Consider the following 18,923-nt stretch of genomic DNA (forward strand, 5'->3'; position numbering starts at 1 on the left):
GGCTTAAATCCGGCGGACGAGACATGTCACCATCGACGACAGAGACCGACGAAACGCGCATCAAGCGCTTTCACGCCATTGCCTCGCACGACCTGCAATCGCCGCTCAGGCACATCGCGATGTATGCGGAGATCCTGATCGACGAGATCGGCGACAGGATCGATGCCGAGCACCTGGAATACCTCAACACCATTCTCGCCAAGACACAGGCAGCGCAGGAGCTGACGAAGGGGCTGATCAGCTTCGCCTCCGGCGCGCCGCGACTTGTGATCAGCGATGTCGACACGAAGGTGCTCGTGACGCAAATCTGGGCGGAGCTGCGGTTCGAGGTCGATGCGCCCAAGGCCACGATCGAGACAGGCGACCTGCCCGGCATCCGGACCGATGCGGGAATCCTGGGGCTCGTGCTGAAGAACGTGATGGCGAACGGGCTGATGCATCGCACGGATGCTGACGAGGCGTGCCGCCTGACGGTCGAGGCGGAAGTCGATGCCACGCATTGGACGATCCATATTTCAGACAACGGCCCGGGCATCGCGCCCGAGCATCAGGAGAGCGTATTCACGGCCTTCTGGAGCCTGCTGCCGGAGGGCGCCGCGAAAAGGCCGGGCCTGGGGTTGGCGGCCGCGCGCGAGCTGGTGACCGCGCTTGGCGGCACGATCTCACTCACATCACCGACTGAGACGGGAAGCAGGTTCACGATCCGGCTGCCGGTTTGATGGCACGTCAGATGTTGTAATCGTCCTTCCAGACGTCGGGCATGTCATAGCGAACATATTCGCGGATGATGTGCTGCAGCGTCTCGACGTCGATCTCGTCCTTGCCGATGCGGAAATCGACGCCGTATTCCTGGAACTGCTGGAAGTAGCTGTCCGACACGTCCATCGAGATGACGCCGATCGGGCCGGTGTAGCTCGCGGCGCGCAGCTTCGGCACGGTCTCGCGAAAATCCGCGTTCGGGAGCAGGCGGTTGTCGAGCAGGATCAGGTCGAACCTGTCGCTGCCGAGCTTTGCCAGCGCATCGCTGACCGATTGCGCGTAGTCCATCTCGACCTTCGGTTCGGTGAGTGCCGCGACGGTCTTCTTCAGGGAGCGGAATTCGATGAATTCGTCATCGACGAACAGGATCTTGACCGCCTCGCCGCGAGCCGTCTCTGGTTTCACGTCAGCGTTTTCGGTCACGAAACAAGTCCCATGCGCAACGCCATCGCCACCATGTGGACGCGATTGACCGCGCCGAGCTTCCTCACCGACGCCGCGATGTGCGAATTGACGGTGTGTTCCGACAGGCCGAGGATGATGGCGATTTCCGCCGATGTCTTGCCTTCACTGGTCCAGCGAACCACTTCACTCTCCCGTTGGGTCAAACGGCCTGACATTTCGTTGACCAGGATTTCCTCGTAGAACTTGTCGAAAATCCGCATGGTATCGAGCAGGATATCGGCGACTTCGCCCTGGTCAGGCTGCTGGCGCTTGCCGCTGAAGGCGACACAGTAGCGGCGGCCCTCGGGCGTGAAAAGCGGGATGAGCAGAAAGCTGTTTGTGTCGAACTCGTTGAGAACGAGATCGGGAGGATAGCCCTCCAGATTGTTGGCTTTGCCGCTCATGGGGGTCGCCAAGAACTGCGCGGCCTTGGACTTGATGAAGCCGAGCGCGCGGCCCATGGCGTAGACGAAGAAGCCGGTCTGGCGCTCGGCGACATTGGTGATGATGATATCGCGGGCGCCGAAGGGCTGCGACGCCTCAGAGATGCGGGCGAGCGCGAAGCTGTCGAAAGCATAGTGATGCGCGGCCGCCTTCAGAAGTCGAAAGAAATCCGTGCGGTTGATCGCCCGCCCCAATTCCGGGCCGGCGTGAAATGGAAGTGCCATCGCGCTACTCATTCCGCATTCCTGCTTCTTGGCTCCTACGTGCCTGTGGTTACCGGTTAGGCGGCATCTCCGACCTCTGGAGACACGCGCCAGACTGATACAGTTAATGACCGAGTGCGGAGTTTCGAGGGAAACCGCCGCGACACGCCGATCACAAAATCGGCATGCGGGCTCTGTTTCCGCCTATTCCCATGCCGTCAGCCATGCGTTTCGCGCACCAGCGAGACGACAGACTTCGGTTGCGGATTTTTCCAGGGTTGTTTCGTCAACAAAGTCAAACGGCTCTCCCCAGCATCGTCTCACACTGCTTCATGCGTATAGTGTGAAATGTAGCCAAAGTCGTGTCAATGAGACTTGCAACCATTGCGTCATAAATACCTAAGAAAGTCGATTGTCTTTGATGGACTATTGGCCGAGACCCACGAGTGCACTGAGGTCGATCGGTTTTTCGACGTATAGATCCGCCCCGCAGGCCAAGGCCCGCTCTCGATCCGCCGTCGCGTCCGAGCCGGAACAGACAGCGATTCGCATCGATGCGAAGCGTCGATCGGCGCGCAGGCGCGTGACGAGACCGATGCCGCTGTCGACAGGCATGTAGAGATCGACGATCAGGAGCGCGGGCAGCGTCGCGCCTTCCGCGGCGCATCGACAGAGCGCTTCGAAGGCGGCATCGGCGGTCTGGAAGCAGGAAAGAGCGATGTCGGCGCGCTCCTTGCGGCAGACATATTGCGCGTAAAACAGGTCGTCGCGGCTGTCGTCCACATAAAATACCGCCGGCATTGCCACCCTTCCGCGCTCGCGCCAGCGCTCCATCCGACCGCAGGGCACAGCATCCATGTCAGGCATATTGCCGGTCGGTGCCGAAGCCGCAACTATCGCGGCAGATGTATATTGAATAATTTTCAATTCTGGAAATAGTAACCGCCGGACGGGAGAGCAACGCGTGGTGAAGCCGATCATTGGTCGAAGGACGAGTGCCCCCTGGCGCCAGGAACGACACCGTTTGACCACGATCGTGCTCGGCGTGCTGCTGCTCATGCTGGGTGCAGCGATCCTTCTCGCCTGGATGCGGCAGATCGAGCCTCTTCTTTTCCTCATCCCGGATTCGCCGGCGATGGCGATCAACACGGCGATCTGCTTCTGCCTGACCGGGATTGCGCTCGTCATCTCGGTCTACACCGGCGCCAATGCGCGGCTCGCCGCTTTCCTGCTGTTTTCGCTTGCCGCCGCGATGAGCGGGGTCCGGCTGATCGAGCTGACATTCGTCGGACGGCAGCCGCAGATCATGGAGCGCTTTCTCGCCGGCATTCTCGTCGATCCGGCATTCTTTGGCCGTATCGGCGGCGGCATGGCGCTGAACACCGCCGTGATCATGTTCTTCTCCAACCTCTCGCTGGCGCTGACGCCCCCAGACCGGGCCGGCAAGGCGCGGCTGTTCGAGGAGCTTGTCGGCTATGTGGTGATCGGCCTCGGCATCGCGGCACTTGCCGGATACGCGATGCATACCGAGCACATCTATCGCTGGGGATCGAATATCGGCATGGCGGTGCATACAGCGGCCGGCGTGACGCTGCTCGGCTCGGCTATGCTGGTGCGGTCCTGGTGGCTGCAGCCGGATCATCATGGCGGCATGCCCGTCTGGCTGCCCGGCGCGCTGTGCTTCATAGGCCTGATGATCGATCTCTACACCCCGCTCGGGGTGGTGAACGGCATGATCTATGTGCCGCTGATCCTGACCTCGCTGTGGTTCAACAGCCGCACGGCGCCGTTCAACCTGGCCTTCGTCTGCTCGATCCTGATCCTGCTCGGCTTTCTGGCGGTCGACCGGCATGGCGAAGGCTATGGCTACGAGGCGACGAACCGCGCCATCACCGTCGGCATGCTCTGGTTGGTTGCAACCTTCGTGTTTTTCTTCCAGCGCAAGAGCGACAGCCTGGATGCCGAGCGAATCCGTTTCGACACGGTGACGCGCAATACGCCAAACGCGATTGTCGCCATGGACCCGCAGGGCAAGATTTCGCTGTTCAATCCGGCGGCCGAGGAGATGTTCGGCCGGACGTCGAGGGAGGCGATCGGAGAGAGCGTCCACATCCTGCTGCCGGAGACCTTTCATGCGGGGCTCGACGACTATTTCCGGCGATCGCTGCTCTTGAGTGAGGAGGGCGGGACCGGCACGACGGGTACGATCTCGGGCATCCGGCGCAATGGCGAGACCTTCCCGCTCGACGTATCGCTCAGCGCCTTCCGGACTGGGACAACGGTCACCTTCGTCGCCATTTTGCGCGACATCAGCCTGCGGGTGCAGCAGGAGGAACAGCTGCGGACGATGTTCCGCCAGCTTCAGGCCTATACCGCCGATCTGGAGCGCAGCAATTCCGATCTCGACGAATTCGCCTATATCGCCTCGCATGACCTGAAGGAACCGCTGCGCGGGATGCACAATCATTCCCGCTTTCTGCTCGAGGATTACGAGACGGTGCTCGATGAGGACGGCGTGCGCCGCATCAACCGCATCGTCCGGCTCAGCCAGCGCATGGAGAAGCTGGTCAACGACCTGCTCTACTTCTCGCGCATCGGGCGCCAGCAGCTGGCGGTGAAACGCACAGACGTTCATGCGATCGTCAAGGACGTGGTCTCGACCATGGAGCTTTATCTGGAAGAGCGGCGGGCGAAGGTGCTGGTCGAGGGCCAGCTTCCCGACGTCGTCTGCGATTCGCTGCGGCTGACGGAGGTTTACCGCAACCTGATCACCAATGCCGTGAAATATAACGACAAGGCCGAGCCGGTCGTGACCGTCGGCCACATCGGCGAGCTTGTCGGCGAAGACGGGCGCCGGACGAGCGACGTCTATTTCGTGCGCGATAATGGCAAGGGCATTCCCCGCGAGTTTTACGAGGATATCTTCCGCATCTTCAAGCGTCTGGAAAAGACGCAGGAATCGGACGACGGCACCGGCGCCGGGCTGACCTTCGTGCGCAAAATCATCGGCCGTCACGAGGGCGACGTCTGGCTGGAGTCAGAAGTCGGCCAGGGCACAACCTTCTATTTTACATTGGGTCACAAGCGCGAGGGGCAGCATGCAGCACCGTGAATCACAGCCGATCCTGATCGTCGAGGACAGCGAGGACGATTACGAAGCAACGATCCGCGCCTTCAAGCGCGCCAAGCTCAAGAACCCGGTGCAATGGGCGCCATCGGGCCAGCAGGCGCTGGATCTGCTGGCGACGATGGAAACGCGGCCGGGCCTCATCCTGCTCGACCTCAACATGCCGGGACTCGATGGGCGCAAGACGCTGGAGGCGATCAAGTCCAACCCGGCTTGGCGAAAAATCCCGGTGGTCATCCTGACCACGTCGGACGACGAGCGCGATATCGAGGGCTGCTACGCGCTCGGCGCCAACACCTATGTCCAGAAGCCTGTCGATCTCGACGGTCTGTTCGCGGCGATCCAGAGGCTGAAGGAATACTGGTTCGAGATCGCCATATTGCCTCTGGAGGGGTGAGCATGGCCGAGGGCAGCGCGGTACTTGTTATCGACGACAATATCGACGACCGCGAGGTTTACCGGCGAATGCTGGCGCGCGTGCCGGGCGCCAACTACGTGGTCTACGAAGCTGAAAACGGAGACGAGGGCATAGCGCTCAACGCGCAGAAGCGGCCGGATTGCGTGTTGCTCGACTACTCACTGCCGGGTCGCGACGGCGTTGGCGTGCTTGAGGAGATCTTGAAGCTTGATCCCTCCGCCAACGTGATCATGCTGACCGGCCAGGGAAGCGAGACGATCGCCGTCGAGGTGATGAAGGGCGGCGCGCGGGATTATCTCACCAAGGATACGCTTTCGCCGGAGACGCTGCACCGCTGCATCCAGAGCGCCATCATGCACGGCGATCTCGCGGCCAGGCTGGAGCAGAAGCAGCAATCGCTCGAGATCTTCACCCGCGCCATGGCCCACGACCTGAAGGAGCCGCTGCGGACGATCAAGTCGTTCAGCAGGCTGCTGCAGGCATCGCCCTCGCTCGCACATGACGATCACGATCTGCTCGGCTACGTGCTCAGCGCCGCCGACCACATGGAGGAGCTGATCGTCAAGGTGTCGGGCTTCTCGAAGCTTGAGGCCTCCGGCGATCTCGAGGCCAAGCCGGTGTCGCTGTCGGCGATCGTCGACCAGGTGGAGCGCAATCTGCGCGAACAGATCAGCAGCCGTGGCGCCGAGATCGAGCGCGGCCCCTTGCCCCAGGTGATGGGCGACGGGACGCTTCTGGTGCAGATGCTGCAGAACATCATCTCCAACGCCATCAAATATTGCGAGGCCGGGGTGCCACGCGTGCGGATCTCGGCACAAGGCGAAGGCACGCTCTGCCGGATCGCCGTCAGCGACAACGGGCCCGGGATCGCGCGCGATCATCGCGAGCTGATCTTCCAGCCCTTCAAGCGGCTGGTCGGGCGGGGCATCGAGGGAACAGGGCTCGGGCTGGCGATCTGCCGGCGGATCGCGCAGCTGCATGGCGGCGCCATCTGGTGCGAGGATGCCGATGGCGGCGGCACCACCTTCATAATGGAGCTGCCGCTGGCCTTGAGTGAGGCGGACAGGGCGCCCAAGGGGGCGGCAAGCCCACGGCAAGAAGAGCAGCGCGCCGATAGGATCGGCCGGGTGGCCGAGGTTCTGCTGGTCGAAGACAGCCCCGCAGATGTGCAGCTTCTGAAGATCAAGCTGATGAGGCGCGAGAAGGTGACGTTCAACCTGCATCTCGCTTCGAACGGCCTTGAGGCGATGCGGCTGCTTCAGGAGCGGGCAACCGGTGGTCACGATCCTTTGATCGACCTCATCCTGCTCGATATCAACATGCCGATCATGGATGGCTTCGAGGTTCTGGAGGCACTTTCGCGTGACGCGCGGCTGAAGACGATACCGGCCTTCATCCTAAGCACATCAAGCGATGAGGACGATATGCAGCGCGCCAAAACGCTTGGCGCGCGGGCCTATATGGTCAAGCCGCCGACGCGCCAGCAGCTGGAACTTGCGCTGCGGGATGTTCAGACTTTGGATTTGCAGCCTTGCGGAGATGCCCTAATTCTTTATGGAGAGCAAACAAGGCACCAAGCAAACGCAACGATATGACTGTTATCCTCACCTTCATCTCCGCGCTCCTTCTGTACCCAATGCAATCCGGGCTCCCCTCAATGGCTTCAGGCATACACCACATCACGCTGCTGACCCGAAAGGTGCAGGCGAACGTCGACTTCTACGCCGGCTTTCTCGGCATGCGGCTGGTCAAGCAGACCGCCGGCTTCGAAGACGCGACGCAGTTGCACCTCTTCTATGGTGACGCGGAAGCCACGCCGGGCTCGCTCGTGACATTCCTTGTCTGGGAAGATGGCGCGCCTGGCCGTGCCGGCTTCGGGCAGCTCAGCGAACTGGCGCTCGCGATCGACCCTTCCAGCATCGGCTACTGGCTGACGCGGGCGATGAGCTTCGGCGTCCGCACGGAAGGTCCGGCCGACGAATTTGGCGAGCCGGTGCTGCGCCTGAAGGATCCCGACAACATAATCGTCAAGCTGGCCGGTACGCCGGCGCTGAAATCGCCTGCTCCCTGGCATGGCGCCGGAATTCCGGTCGAGCATGCCGTGCAACGCGTGCGCGGGACGACGATGCTGACCGAGGAGCCGGAGAAGAGCCGCGCCTTCATCGAGAGCCACTTCGGATACCGCTTCCAGGAGAACCGCGGCAATATCGACCGGCTGGCTTCACAGTCCGGCGATATCGTCGACATCCGGAACGCCAAGGGGTTCTGGTCGAGCGCGCCGGGGACCGGCACCTTTGACCACGTCGCCTTCCGCGCGGAGGACGACGCGGCGCTTTCAAAGGTTCATGATGCGCTGAAGAGTGAGGGCGCTAGCGCGTCTGATATCAACGTGCACGACCGCAAATACTTCCGCTCGCTCTACGTGCGCGAGCCTGGTGGCACGCTGATCGAGCTTGCGACTGACAAGCCGGGCATGACGGTGGACGAGCCGGCGGCGACGCTTGGCGAAAAGCTGTTCGTGCCGAAGGACCCGATTACCGATCTCAAGGACCTGAAAGTGGTTCTGCCGCAGTTCTCGATGCCGGGCGAACCTCGGGTCAATTATCGCGAGCTGCCCTTCGTGCACCGCTTCTATACGCCGCCGAACCCTGACGGCACGGTTCTGGTGCTGCTGCATGGCTCGGGTGGCAACGAGACGACGCTGATGCCGCTGCTGCACAAGGTGGCGCCACGCGCAACGCTGCTTGGCGTGCGCGGGCGCGCGACGGAAGAGGGCATTCCGCGCTGGTACAAGCGCATCACGCCGTTCTCCTTCGACCAGCAGGACATCAAGAACGAGGCCGAGGCCTTCGCCGCCTTCATCGACGGCGCGGTCAAATCCTATGGGCTCGATCCGAAGAAGCTCGTCTATGTCGGCTACTCCAACGGCGCCAATCTCCTGAACTCGCTTCTCTACCTGCACCCGAACCTGGTGCACAAAGCGGTTCTACTGCGCTCCATGCCGGTGCTCAGCGAATTTCCGCATGCGGACCTGAAGGGCACCGATCTGCTTGTCATCAGCGGCAAGACGGACGCCTATGGGAAATATGCAAGCGACCTCGAAACACGGTTGAAGACATCGGGCGCAACCGTCGATTCGACCGTCATCCCGACAGGGCACCTGCTTGGCGACGACGATGTTCCGGTCATTCAGAAGTGGCTGACGCACGAGGAGTAGCGCGTCAGCGGCTTGGCCAGCGGAGCTTCATCCACTGCCGCCACGGCACACCCGCTGGTCGTATTCTGCAATTTCTACTCGGACCCATCGCATTCTTCCAAGTCATGCGGCGGGTTTTTCTCTTGCGAAAACGTCCGATCCGGCCGGTCTTCTTGGTCGATATTGGCCCGGCGAGAACAGCTGTCTTTTACCTCTCAGCCATTTCGCCAGTGCGAAGAAGCGCAATGCGGCCATGAGAAAACGACGCAAGCAACTTTATTGCAATTCTATATATTTTTATATTCGCAATGCTTAAATCGGATTTATTTCTACAACAATCAGAAGCAAACAAACAGAATTTCGACTTCGTGAATATTAAATAAACACGAATTATTACAATTACTTTTCTTCATTCCGGAAATAATATCGCATTAATATCACCCATCTGCGATTAATAATATACCAGCAAGAAATCACCACATTGTTTTGGTTTTTCAGCAAACTGTATTGGTTTGCTGCAACGCAAAATGTTTCTTGCCGAGGTTGGGGGAGCGCCCTACCCTTTCCCCGACATCGACTGCAGAAGGGAACCCGAATGCCTCCTCAGCCCGTGGACATCAGCCTGATCATCTCGTCGAGAAATCGGGCTTATGGACTGACGAACTGCCTGGATGCCGTATCGAATGCCGCGCGCCAGGCCAGCGATCTGAGCCTGGAACTCGTCTTCGTCGACAATGGTTCCACCGACAACACGTCCGCGATCGTCAGCGAATGGGCAAAGACCGCGCCGATCAGCACCAATCTCGTTTACGAAGCGAAGCCCGGTCTTTCGGTTGCGCGCAATAGCGGACTGGCTGCCGCCACGGGCCGGATCATCGCCTTCACGGATGATGATTGCGAAGTGTTTCCCGATTATTTCAGGGTGATTGCAGCGCTCTTTGCCGCCGACACCGACATCGTCATGCGCGGTGGCCGCATCGAGCTTGGCGACGTGCGCGATCTGCCTGTCACGATCAAGCCCGAGCTTGAGCCTGCCGTGCTGACCAACGAGCTGCATGCCGGCGGGTTCATCCATGGCGCCAACATGGCGTTTCCACGCGCGCTGATCGACAAGGTCGGTCTGTTCGACACCCGCTTTGGCGCCGGCTCGCCCTTCCGCTCCGGCGAGGACACAGATTACGTGCACCGCGCCTTCAATTCCGGGATCCGCGTTGAATACATCCCCGATTTCGCCGTGAAGCATTTTCATGGGCGCCGGGAACTCGGCGACGTGAAGAAGCTGCAGAGCGGCTATGCCTTCGGCAACGGCGCGCTCTACGCCAAATACCTCTTCGACCGCCGCTCCAACATGCGCGGCATGCTGCGCTGGGACATTCGCCAGGCGGTGCTGGAGGCAATGGGCCGCCGCAAGCTCAGCGACGAGCTGGGGCTCACCTATCGCAGCCAGCTCAGAGACAATTTCACCGGCATGGTCGCCTATTGGCGCGGCCAGAAGACGGGCCGGGCCGCTTGAGCGGTCCCGAGCCCCGGAAGCATTGCGCCTCAGCGCCCAATCGATTGGATACTGAATGACAGATACGGCAATTGGCCACGCCGAGCTGAAGAAGAAGACCGCGCTTTCCGTCCTCTGGTCGGTCATTCGCGTTGCGTGGAGCACGATTGCGACCTTCGTGATCTTCGTCATTCTCGCGCGCATTCTAGGCCCCGGCGACTTCGGCACCTTCGCGCTCGCAAGCCTGTTCGTCGAGATCGGCCGGGTGCTTGCCTATGCCGGCCTGGGTGACGCGGTGACGCGGCAGCTCGATCTCGACGAGGAACTGGCCGATACCGCCTTCTGGGCGACCATTGCCTTCAGCGCCATTGTCGCCGCCGTCGTCTTCGTCTTCGCGCCCTATTACGGCGATCTTGTCCGCGACCCGAAAGTCGCCGAGATCCTGCGCTGGCTGGCGCCACTGCTGCCGGTGTCGTCGCTCGCGGTCATCCACAATGCGCGGCTGGCACGCGAATTCGGCCACAAGAACCTCGCGGCTCAGGCGATCGCCGCCAGCCTGCTTTCCGGCATCACCGCCGTCGCCTGCGCCTTCATGGGCTGGGGCGTGTGGGCGCTGGTCGCCCAGACCGCCGTCAACGCCGTCGTCACGGTGCTGCTCGGCTGGGTCGCCTATCCCTGGATGCCGAAGTTCCGCTTCAACGTGCCGCTGTTCCGCTCGGTTTTCCTGTTCAGCATCAGCCTTGTCGTCACGCAGCTGATGTGGATGCTGCTTGCCCGCGTGCAGGACATCTTCATCTCGCGCTGGTACGGCCCGGTCGAAGTCGGCCGCTATCGTATTGCCTGGCGGCTGATCGAGCTGATCGGACAGGCGGTGCTGGCGCCGATCGGCAGTGTCGCGCTGGTGACGCTATCGCGGCTGCAGAACGACCGCGTCGCCTTCCGCAACGCCTATAACAAGATCGTCGGCGCCGCCGCACTCGGCACCATTCCGCTGCTACTCGGCTTCGGCGCTCTGTCCAACGACATGATCGCCATGCTGTTCGGCGACAAGTGGGGCAATGCCGGCGATATCGCCACGGTGCTCGTGCTGATGGCCGTGCCCTTCGTGATGAACTTCTTCGCCTCGTCGGCGCTGTCCGCCGTCAACCGCGCGGAATCGATCCTCTCGGTGGCTGCCCTGCAGCTTGCCGCGACGCTGGTGCTCACCTGGCTGCTCGTGCCCTACGGCGTGGTTGCCGTTGCGGCCGGCTATACGCTGCGCGCCTGGCTGACGCTGCCCTACCAGCAGTACGTGCTGGCGCGCTTCGCCAGCATCGATGCGATGAGCACGCTGAAGGCCGTGGCGCTGCCGCTCTGCGGTTCGCTGCTGATGGCCGCCGGCGTCTGGCTCGCTCATCCTGTCATCGTCGAGCATATCCAGAACCGCTGGCTGTCGCTCGGCCTCAGCATCGGCCTCGGCGCGGTGATCTACCTCGCCTTCCTGCCGATCTTCGGCCGGTCGGTCATTCGCCCCTACATCGCGCTTGCAATGTCGCTCAATCCGTTTCGCAAACATGCGCAGGCCTGAGCCCGCGCAATAACTTTCGGACCTCTTGTCCCTAAAACAAGGAGCCTTCAATGGAATCTAACCTGACGATCATCAACCGCCTGCAGGGCGTGATCGAGAAGAACCTGTCGGACGTTTTCGACCCCTCGGAGCGTTATGCGCTTCTCGACTTTCCGAACCACTACAATATCGGCGACAGCGCGATCTGGCTGGGTGAGCTTGCATACTTCGACAAGAAGCGCTCGCGCCCGTCCTATGTGACCGAAATCCCGACCTTCGACGAGGACCGCATGCTCGGCGCCATTGGCGACGGCCGGATCTTCCTGCATGGCGGCGGCAATTTCGGGGACATCTGGGCGGGCTACCGCCAGTTCCGCGAGAACATGCTGGAGCGGCATAAGGGGCGGCCGATCGTGCAGCTGCCGCAGACCATCCATTTCAAGGATCAGGCCAACGTCGACAGCACGGCGCGGGCGATTGAGAAGCACGGCCAGTTCACGCTTCTGGTCCGCGACAAGAAGAGCCTTGCGTTTGCCCAGCGCTGGTTCCAGTGCGAGACGCGCCTGTGCCCCGACATGGCCTTCTGCATCGGCCCGGTCGCAAAGCCGGTGCCGCAGCATGAACTGCTCCTCAACCTGCGCGAAGACCAGGAAGTCGGCACGCCGCAGGACCTGACGGCAGCGACGCAGCGCCCGGGCACGGTGAAGTCGGATTGGCCGGATGAGCCCGCCGATTTCCAGAAGCAGACCAAGCACGCGGCAATCCTGAAGGGGTTGCTCTCAGGCAAGATCGGCGGTCGCGCCCGTATGACGGAACTCGCCTACCGCGAGCGCGCGCAGCAGCGCTTTGACCGCGGCGTGGCGCTGCTCGGCTCGGCACGGCAGGTCATCACCGACCGCATGCACGGGCACATCATGTGCGTGCTGATCGGCGCCGACCATTGCGTGCTCGACAACAGCTACGGTAAGACCAGCAGCTTCATCGATGCCTGGAACACCTGCAACACGGAGAAGGCGGAACTGGCGGCGACCGTCGACGAGGCGCTTGATATTCTCGACGCACGGCGCATGCAGAAGCAGGCCGCTGTCGCCTAAGGCAATTAGCCTCGCCGGGCGATCATGATCCCGGCGAGGACCACCAGACTACCGATCGCCTGCATCGGGCCGATCGGCTCGCTGAGCAGGATCCATGCGAGGATGGCGGCCACGACCGGCTGCAGGAGCAGCGTCAGCGACGAGAAGGCGGCGGGCAGATAGGCCAGCGCATAGGTGATCGCCACCTGCCCGCTGGCATGGCTGATGAAGGCGAGACCGAAGACCATGGCCCAGCCGTAGGCCGTCGCGGGCAAGAGATGGCCTTCGACGAAGAAGCCGAATGGAAACAGGCAGACCGCGGCCGACGCCGTGCTCCACAGCATGATGCGAACCGTGTCGAAGCGCGTGCGCAGCCTGCCGATGGCGAGGATGTATAGCGCGTAGGCGACTGCAGCGAGAACGGCGCCGCCATCACCGCGCAGATCGCCCTGGCCGAGTGCGGCCGGACCGCCCTTGAGAACAACAACGCCGACGATCGCCAGCACCAGCCCGACCACGAATACGCGCGTGACGGCAGCCCCCATGAAGAGCACGCCGATGATGGTGACGAAGACCGGCGCGAGGTTGGCAAGCAGCGTCGCATTGGCGACGGATGTGATCGTGATCGACAGGTGCCAGGTGATTAGGTCGACGGCGAGAATGACGCCGGGAAGGATGAGCAGGCCGCGATCTGTCCAGGTCTCGGGCTTCGGCCCGGTCGCGCCACCCTTGATGAGCGAGAAGATGTAGATCGGGAAGAAAGCCAGCGCCACGCGCCAGAAGCCGGTTGCCATCGGCCCCACTTCCGACAGCCGCACGAAGATCGGCGAGCCGCCGATCGCGGCGCCACCGAGGATCAGCGCGGCAAGCGCGAAACGGTGCGAGGGAGCGGACTGCGGGAGGGCGGTGGAGACTTGCGACATGGCGTACCGTGCTTGCGGCGTCGGGTGCGATCGAGCGGCGCCATCATGCACCGCAAGTAGCAGAAGCGGTGGCCTGAGAATAGCCCGGGAACGACAGGCGCGGTCGATATCGTCGCCGGCGTGGCTCGCGCTACACCGGCACCAACGTAAAGGGTCAGCCGGAGATGACCGTCGAGAATTCCGGATTGCCGCGGATGGTGTTGCTGACCGTACAGATCTCGTCTTCAGCGGCGTGGGCGATCTTCTGGCGGGTTTCCTCGTCGATGTCGCCCTTGATGGAGAAGACGATGTTGAAGGTCTTGACCCGCGACAGGCCTTCGGTGGCCTTCTCGCCGGTGACGTCGGCCTTGAGTTCGGTGATGCGATCGAGAACGCCGAGCTGGCTCGCCGCCATGCGGGCGCTCAAGACAAGGCAGGCCGAGAGCGAGGAATAGAGAAGGTCCAGCGGGTTGAAACCGGGCTGCGACGGGCTGGTGACGATGTCGATCTCACCGCCTGTGGCGGAGGTGACATGCGGGAAGCCGGTGCGGCCGAGAACGGCGCTGGCGCCAACGGGACGAGTGCGAACCTTTAGGTCGGCCATGAGTTATTCCTCGGAGATGATTCGTGCCTGTAGATAGGAGCTTCGACTGGCCGGCGCAACGCGCTTTTCGCCGCTGATGCAATCGCAATCCACAAAGGCACGACGCGCTGCAACCAAGGAAGGAAATCGGCATGAAATACCGATTCGGCACACCCTGAGAGGCGAAACGTCAAGCTGAGTTAGACATCCCCATTTCTAGGGATAGCCCGGCATCCGCCTCGCAATGCAATATGATGTCGCACTAAAACAGAAATGACTATCGGAGTGATCCATGCGAGAACTTGAGACAGTTGCTGTTGCACCCAACGTCGTCTTCGAAAGCGCGCCGTTCGGTTACGTCCGCAAGGTCTATGTCGATGATGAAGCCTGTTGGGGCCTGTTCGACCAGGATGGCGATGTGATCTTCGTCGGCGATGCGCCGATCGACTGCCATTCCTATGCAGCCAAAGAGCATATCCGCGTTCAGGTTGTTCACTGACAAAGCTTCCACGGCGCCCGTCCCCAAGAACGAGCGCCGCGGGTGCAAGAGAAGACTCAGCGATAGGACGGCGTCGATGGCGTCATGGCCACCTGTTCGCCGGAGAAGATGACGAAGGCGAACAACAGGACGCCGATGAATGTGATGATCGAGGCGATTGCCACGACGGGTTCCATCGCCATGTTGCCGAGCAACATCAGATAGAGGCTCGGGACCATCAGCGTGACGCCCGCGGTATAGATGCCGTACTGGATCATCGCAATGCGACGTTCGGCCTTGCGCGGGTTGAGCGCGTAATAGCCTCCGAAGAGCGCCATCGTCACCCAACCCAAGAGATTACAGTGTGCATGAGCGCCGATCACGCTGTGATCCTGCGAGATTGCCATGTTCAGGCCCATTCCGATACCAAGGATCAGGAACAGAACGGCCGTCTTGAAATATAGATGCGAGATGCGTGGCATGTGAATCTCCCCTCTTTTCGGCAAGGGTAATATTACCACTGCAGAGGCGAGTTGAGAACGACGCCCTTATCAGTAGGTTGCGACATGCGCGGCGAGACAACTTGCGTCGTTTCTCAGAGAAATCGGATGTGTCACGAATTTCCGCCCAGATTGCCGGATATCGTCATGAATACTTCGTTAAAGCCTGCGGAATAGCATGGCGCGTGCGAATGAGTTGCGGAGAAGTGAGATGCGGGAGATCTACAGGCCGTTTGTCACCAGTGACGATCCCGATCGGGATGTGCGCTGCCAGGACGCGATGCAATTCGCGTTCGAGGATCTGACGCGCGCCTGTGTCGCTTCCGGCTGGAGCGAGCGCGAAAGCATGGAGGCAATCATCAGCCTCGCGGAAGAGCGCCTGCGCGTGCTCGGTGCCAATGACGACGCCAAACAGCTTCTCGATGTTCTGAAAAAGATGATTCAGCAGCCGGCAGCCTGAGGGCTTTCGCCAAATCCTCAGTTGTAAGGCCCAGTTGTCAGGCGGATTTCGCCAGCGGCACGTCGACGCTGTCGGCCAGGATCTGCGCCTGGGCGACCGACAGGTTATGCGACGCCATCAGGAGCAGGCATAGTGCCACAGCGCGCGGCACATCCTGCTCTCCCGTCGCCCACCGGCGGCTGGTGATCTGATCGACTCCAAAGAGATTTTCCACTCCAGCAGTGGTCAATCCCAGGACCGCCAGAGCGGCTCTGTATTCCAAAGCTTTCATGTTTGCTGTTCCCGGCGCGCTTTATGCGCACTTATCTTTCGGAGTGGCCCACTTTAGTTTCGGTTTATTTTGAAGGGTCTCCGCAAGCGACATTTTCCAGTCTGAAAACGACAGTCACAGCAGTGTCACGGCGTCAAAGTCTGCCTGGCCGGCGCCTAGTGAACCGACGGTTCGTCCGCATCATCAAGGAAGGTGCGGATGCCGTCGCGCTCGACCGTGGCCAGAAACTCGTCGAAAGCGTCGCGATCGGTCTCGAAGCCCTCTTCCCATTCGATCAGGTCGTCGTCCTGCGTCACGACTTCCATCTTCCAGTCGCCATTGGTGCCGGCAGGGCGGAAGATATCGACCAGAACGGTCACGCCATCATCGGTAAACTCGCCGGCGAGTTCGGAATGCTCGAGCTTCGGTTCTTTTGTCTTGGCCATGTCACTCTCTGCTGGTCCTGCGGGATGGATCGCTGTAGCAGCCCGATCGTTTGCCGCCAAATCAAAAGATGGCTTCGGCAGCAGACACGAAAGGAAGAGTTTTATTGCTTGGGAGAAAGAGTGGTGCCCAGACGCGGATTTGAACCACGGACACGCGGATTTTCAATCCGCTGCTCTACCAACTGAGCTATCTGGGCATTCCTGCTTCGGCACATCTCTCGTTTCCGAGAGCTGTAGGGGCTTGGTTTTCCCCGGAAGCGAGCGGGGTTATAACATCTTGTTCGGCCATGGCAAGCGCCAAATGAGAGTTTTTTGACAGGCCTGTGAATTTTCCGAATTATTGAACAAATTGAACAGCTTCCCGAGCGGGAAACGCGATCAGTTTTCGTCCGGGTACTCGGCCTTCGTCTCATCTTCGGCAACGGGAATGGCGTATGAGCCGGTCAGCCAGCGCGAAAGATCGACTTCGCGGCAACGGTTCGAGCAGAAAGGATAGTGCTCGCGCTGCGAGGGCGTGCCGCACTCCGGGCACGGGTGCGCCTTGCGCAGCGGTTCGATCTTGGCGCTCTGTCTGGTTTCATCGGGCATGGTCATTCCTTCGGGTTTTCGGCCCGCTGGCTTCAAGCCTCGGGCCACCGGCTGTGGACGTCGAAGCCCTCGCCGGTCAGAAGCAAAATGGTCTCGTACAGCGGCAGGCCGACGACGTTGGTGTAGGAGCCGACCATCTTCTGCACGAAGGTGCCGGCCAGCCCCTGGATGCCGTAGGCACCCGCCTTGCCGCGCCACTGACCGGAGGCCAGGTAGTTTTCGACCTCGAAACCGGACAAACGCTTGAAGCGCACCTTGGTTTCCACGATCTTCTGGCGGATCTTGCGATCGGGCGTCACCAGGCAGACGCCGGTGTAGACCCAATGGCTGCGGCCGGAGAGCAAATAGAGCGAGGCCGAAGCCTCGTCTGCGAACTCGGCCTTGCCGAGAATGCGGCGGCCGACGGCGACAACGGTATCGGCGGCCAGGATGTAGCTGCCCTTCCAGGTCATGTCGCCCTTGATGGCGGCGAGCGCTGCTTCGGCCTTTTCCGTCGACAGGCGGCGCGCCAGCGAGCGCGGGTGCTCCGACTTCTTCGGCGTCTCGTCGATATCCATCGGCATCAGGCGCGAGGGCTCGATCCCTGCCTGGTTGAGCAGGTCAACGCGGCGGGGGGAACCCGAAGCCAGAATGAGCTTGTATTTGAGCGCCATGGAACCTCGACTACCGGGCAGACGGACGCGAAAGCCTTAGGGCTTTCGGATCAAGCTTACTTGAAGCGGTAGGTGATACGGCCCTTGGTCAGGTCGTATGGCGTCATTTCCACAAGAACCTTGTCGCCGGCGAGAACGCGGATACGGTTCTTGCGCATGCGGCCGGCCGTGTGGGCGATGATCTCGTGCTCGTTTTCGAGCTTCACGCGGAACGTCGCATTCGGCAAAAGTTCGGTGACGATACCCGGGAACTCGAGGACTTCTTCTTTAGGCATATAGGTGTTTTCTTCCTGTCGGTTGAGATGGCGGCATTGGCCAAGATTGGGGCCGCCTCAAAATTTGGGCGGAAACTACACAATCAACGGGGGTTTGTGAACCAAATTGATCGCGTTTCCTTTATTTGTTTCATGCGGACTGCGCGGCGATACCACTTCGGTCTAATAGACGGTTCTGGATAAGCTCGGCGAGATGATTGCGCACCTCGCGATAGCTCTCCAGAATCTGCTCCCGCGTGCCCTGCGCGACGGTTGGGTCCATGGTCGGCCAGTAGACCACCTCGACGGCGCTCGCCCGCGTCAGTTCCAGCGCCGCGTGGTGGGCTTGCGGCGACAGCGTGATGATCACATCGAAATAATCGTCTTCGAGATCTTCCAGCGTATGCGGCAGATGCCGACCGAGCGACAAGCCGATCTCATCGAGCACCACATCGACGAAGGGATCGCGTTCGCCGGCGCGAACGCCGGCAGACCTTATATAGGTATTTGATGGTAGCAAACTACGGGCAATCGCTTCGGCGATCGGCGAGCGGATGGCGTTCATGCCGCACATGAACAGAATAGCGCCTGGCCTGATGCTTGCGCTTGTCGGTTCGAGCTCGCTCATCCCTGTTATCCGCGCCAGTAGAGAACGCAGACCAGCGTGAACAGGCGGCGCGCGGTGTCGAAATCCACCTCGATCTTGCCGTCCAGCCGGTTCTGCAGCGTCTGCGAACCTTCGTTATGGATGCCGCGCCGCCCCATGTCGATCGCCTCGATGCGGCTTGGAGAGGCGGAACGGATCGCCTCGTAATAGCTCTCGCAGATCATGAAGTAATCCTTCACGATGCGGCGGAACGGGGTGAGCGACAGGATATGAGTGGCGACCGCCTCGCCGCCTTCGGTCGTAATCGCAAAGACCAGCTTGGCATCAACCAGCGAGATGTTCAGCCGGTACGGGCCGCCGGCGTGGCCGACGGGCGTAAATGTGTTTTCCTCGATGAGATCGAAGATGGCGACGGCGCGCTCGTGCTCGACATCGGGCGTCGATCGGCCGATGGTGTCGTCCAGGACGACGTCGCAAAGCCGGAAGTCGCCCGCAGCCAT

The 18,923-nt window shown here is 61.1% G+C and carries 23 protein-coding genes and 1 tRNA gene; 10 read left to right on the forward strand and 14 right to left on the reverse strand.

Annotated features, from left to right (window positions below):
- Nucleotides 1-23: 23 nt before the first annotated feature.
- A complete protein-coding gene (locus tag B3605_RS09450) occupies nucleotides 24-719 on the forward strand; it encodes a sensor histidine kinase (RefSeq protein WP_296433557.1) in 696 nt (231 codons plus the stop codon).
- A 7-nt stretch (nucleotides 720-726) separates the two neighbouring features.
- Here B3605_RS09450 and B3605_RS09455 read toward each other — a convergent pair whose 3' ends face one another.
- The 3 genes from B3605_RS09455 to B3605_RS09465 form a co-directional block, all read right to left on the reverse strand.
- Nucleotides 727-1,164: a response regulator gene (locus B3605_RS09455; protein ID WP_112942871.1), complete on the reverse strand. Its 438-nt coding sequence runs from the start codon at nucleotides 1,162-1,164 to the stop codon at nucleotides 727-729.
- Between the two features lie 14 nt (nucleotides 1,165-1,178).
- Entirely contained in the window at nucleotides 1,179-1,883 is a 705-nt protein-coding gene (locus tag B3605_RS09460; RefSeq protein WP_047507352.1) for a response regulator transcription factor, read from the reverse strand.
- 393 nt (nucleotides 1,884-2,276) lie between these two features.
- The gene (locus tag B3605_RS09465; protein WP_112942800.1) at nucleotides 2,277-2,651 is read right to left on the reverse strand and encodes a response regulator; all 375 of its coding nucleotides are present in this window, start codon (nucleotides 2,649-2,651) and stop codon (nucleotides 2,277-2,279) included.
- Nucleotides 2,652-2,907: 256 nt separating this feature from the next.
- On the opposite strand from B3605_RS09465, the gene B3605_RS09470 reads away from it, so the two are divergent.
- From B3605_RS09470 to B3605_RS09500, 7 genes are all read left to right on the forward strand, one after another.
- Entirely contained in the window at nucleotides 2,908-4,962 is a 2,055-nt protein-coding gene (locus tag B3605_RS09470; protein ID WP_409457181.1) for a sensor histidine kinase, read from the forward strand.
- Nucleotides 4,949-5,374 (forward strand): response regulator, encoded by a 426-nt coding sequence (locus B3605_RS09475; RefSeq protein ID WP_018898394.1) that lies wholly within the window; start codon nucleotides 4,949-4,951, stop codon nucleotides 5,372-5,374. The genes B3605_RS09470 and B3605_RS09475 overlap by 14 nt, the downstream gene beginning before the upstream one ends.
- Before the next feature lie 2 nt (nucleotides 5,375-5,376).
- Complete coding sequence (locus tag B3605_RS09480) at nucleotides 5,377-6,990, forward strand: response regulator (RefSeq protein WP_112942802.1); 1,614 nt, start codon at nucleotides 5,377-5,379, stop codon at nucleotides 6,988-6,990.
- Nucleotides 6,991-7,052: 62 nt separating this feature from the next.
- Nucleotides 7,053-8,612 carry a VOC family protein gene (locus tag B3605_RS09485; protein ID WP_112973717.1) on the forward strand — a complete coding sequence of 520 codons (1,560 nt, stop codon included), beginning with the start codon at nucleotides 7,053-7,055 and terminating at the stop codon, nucleotides 8,610-8,612.
- Between the two features lie 574 nt (nucleotides 8,613-9,186).
- Nucleotides 9,187-10,104, forward strand: coding sequence for a glycosyltransferase family 2 protein (locus tag B3605_RS09490; RefSeq protein WP_112942803.1), 918 nt, complete (start codon nucleotides 9,187-9,189; stop codon nucleotides 10,102-10,104).
- A 55-nt stretch (nucleotides 10,105-10,159) separates the two neighbouring features.
- Entirely contained in the window at nucleotides 10,160-11,650 is a 1,491-nt protein-coding gene (locus B3605_RS09495; RefSeq protein ID WP_112942804.1) for a lipopolysaccharide biosynthesis protein, read from the forward strand.
- Nucleotides 11,651-11,700: 50 nt separating this feature from the next.
- Nucleotides 11,701-12,723, forward strand: coding sequence for a polysaccharide pyruvyl transferase family protein (locus B3605_RS09500; RefSeq protein WP_112942805.1), 1,023 nt, complete (start codon nucleotides 11,701-11,703; stop codon nucleotides 12,721-12,723).
- 5 nt (nucleotides 12,724-12,728) lie between these two features.
- Here B3605_RS09500 and B3605_RS09505 read toward each other — a convergent pair whose 3' ends face one another.
- Complete coding sequence (locus B3605_RS09505) at nucleotides 12,729-13,625, reverse strand: DMT family transporter (RefSeq protein ID WP_112942806.1); 897 nt, start codon at nucleotides 13,623-13,625, stop codon at nucleotides 12,729-12,731.
- A gap of 154 nt (nucleotides 13,626-13,779) precedes the next feature.
- Nucleotides 13,780-14,208, reverse strand: a complete 429-nt coding sequence (locus tag B3605_RS09510) for an OsmC family protein (protein ID WP_018898387.1) — start codon at nucleotides 14,206-14,208, stop codon at nucleotides 13,780-13,782.
- 271 nt (nucleotides 14,209-14,479) lie between these two features.
- Between B3605_RS09510 and B3605_RS09515 the strand changes: the two genes are divergently transcribed.
- The gene (locus B3605_RS09515; protein WP_047507335.1) at nucleotides 14,480-14,686 is read left to right on the forward strand and encodes a hypothetical protein; all 207 of its coding nucleotides are present in this window, start codon (nucleotides 14,480-14,482) and stop codon (nucleotides 14,684-14,686) included.
- Between the two features lie 56 nt (nucleotides 14,687-14,742).
- Here B3605_RS09515 and B3605_RS09520 read toward each other — a convergent pair whose 3' ends face one another.
- The gene (locus tag B3605_RS09520; protein WP_018898385.1) at nucleotides 14,743-15,147 is read right to left on the reverse strand and encodes a hypothetical protein; all 405 of its coding nucleotides are present in this window, start codon (nucleotides 15,145-15,147) and stop codon (nucleotides 14,743-14,745) included.
- Between the two features lie 229 nt (nucleotides 15,148-15,376).
- On the opposite strand from B3605_RS09520, the gene B3605_RS09525 reads away from it, so the two are divergent.
- Nucleotides 15,377-15,625: a hypothetical protein gene (locus tag B3605_RS09525; protein WP_018898384.1), complete on the forward strand. Its 249-nt coding sequence runs from the start codon at nucleotides 15,377-15,379 to the stop codon at nucleotides 15,623-15,625.
- A 37-nt stretch (nucleotides 15,626-15,662) separates the two neighbouring features.
- Here B3605_RS09525 and B3605_RS09530 read toward each other — a convergent pair whose 3' ends face one another.
- The 8 genes from B3605_RS09530 to B3605_RS09565 form a co-directional block, all read right to left on the reverse strand.
- Nucleotides 15,663-15,896 (reverse strand): hypothetical protein, encoded by a 234-nt coding sequence (locus B3605_RS09530; protein WP_111561685.1) that lies wholly within the window; start codon nucleotides 15,894-15,896, stop codon nucleotides 15,663-15,665.
- Between the two features lie 155 nt (nucleotides 15,897-16,051).
- Entirely contained in the window at nucleotides 16,052-16,321 is a 270-nt protein-coding gene (locus tag B3605_RS09535) for a hypothetical protein (RefSeq protein ID WP_047507331.1), read from the reverse strand.
- Nucleotides 16,322-16,442: 121 nt separating this feature from the next.
- Nucleotides 16,443-16,518: transfer RNA gene (locus B3605_RS09540), tRNA-Phe, on the reverse strand.
- A 181-nt stretch (nucleotides 16,519-16,699) separates the two neighbouring features.
- The gene (gene yacG, locus B3605_RS09545) at nucleotides 16,700-16,909 is read right to left on the reverse strand and encodes a DNA gyrase inhibitor YacG (protein ID WP_047507557.1); all 210 of its coding nucleotides are present in this window, start codon (nucleotides 16,907-16,909) and stop codon (nucleotides 16,700-16,702) included.
- A gap of 32 nt (nucleotides 16,910-16,941) precedes the next feature.
- The gene (locus tag B3605_RS09550) at nucleotides 16,942-17,562 is read right to left on the reverse strand and encodes a Maf-like protein (protein WP_018898379.1); all 621 of its coding nucleotides are present in this window, start codon (nucleotides 17,560-17,562) and stop codon (nucleotides 16,942-16,944) included.
- A 56-nt stretch (nucleotides 17,563-17,618) separates the two neighbouring features.
- Entirely contained in the window at nucleotides 17,619-17,837 is a 219-nt protein-coding gene (gene infA, locus B3605_RS09555; protein ID WP_003545338.1) for a translation initiation factor IF-1, read from the reverse strand.
- Nucleotides 17,838-17,967: 130 nt separating this feature from the next.
- Nucleotides 17,968-18,444 (reverse strand): low molecular weight phosphatase family protein, encoded by a 477-nt coding sequence (locus B3605_RS09560; protein ID WP_047507317.1) that lies wholly within the window; start codon nucleotides 18,442-18,444, stop codon nucleotides 17,968-17,970.
- A 5-nt stretch (nucleotides 18,445-18,449) separates the two neighbouring features.
- Nucleotides 18,450-18,923, reverse strand: coding sequence for a UPF0262 family protein (locus B3605_RS09565; protein WP_112942807.1), 474 nt, complete (start codon nucleotides 18,921-18,923; stop codon nucleotides 18,450-18,452).

The organism is Rhizobium sp. UBA1881 (genome assembly GCF_002338015.1).
Classification (GTDB): domain Bacteria; phylum Pseudomonadota; class Alphaproteobacteria; order Rhizobiales; family Rhizobiaceae; genus Rhizobium.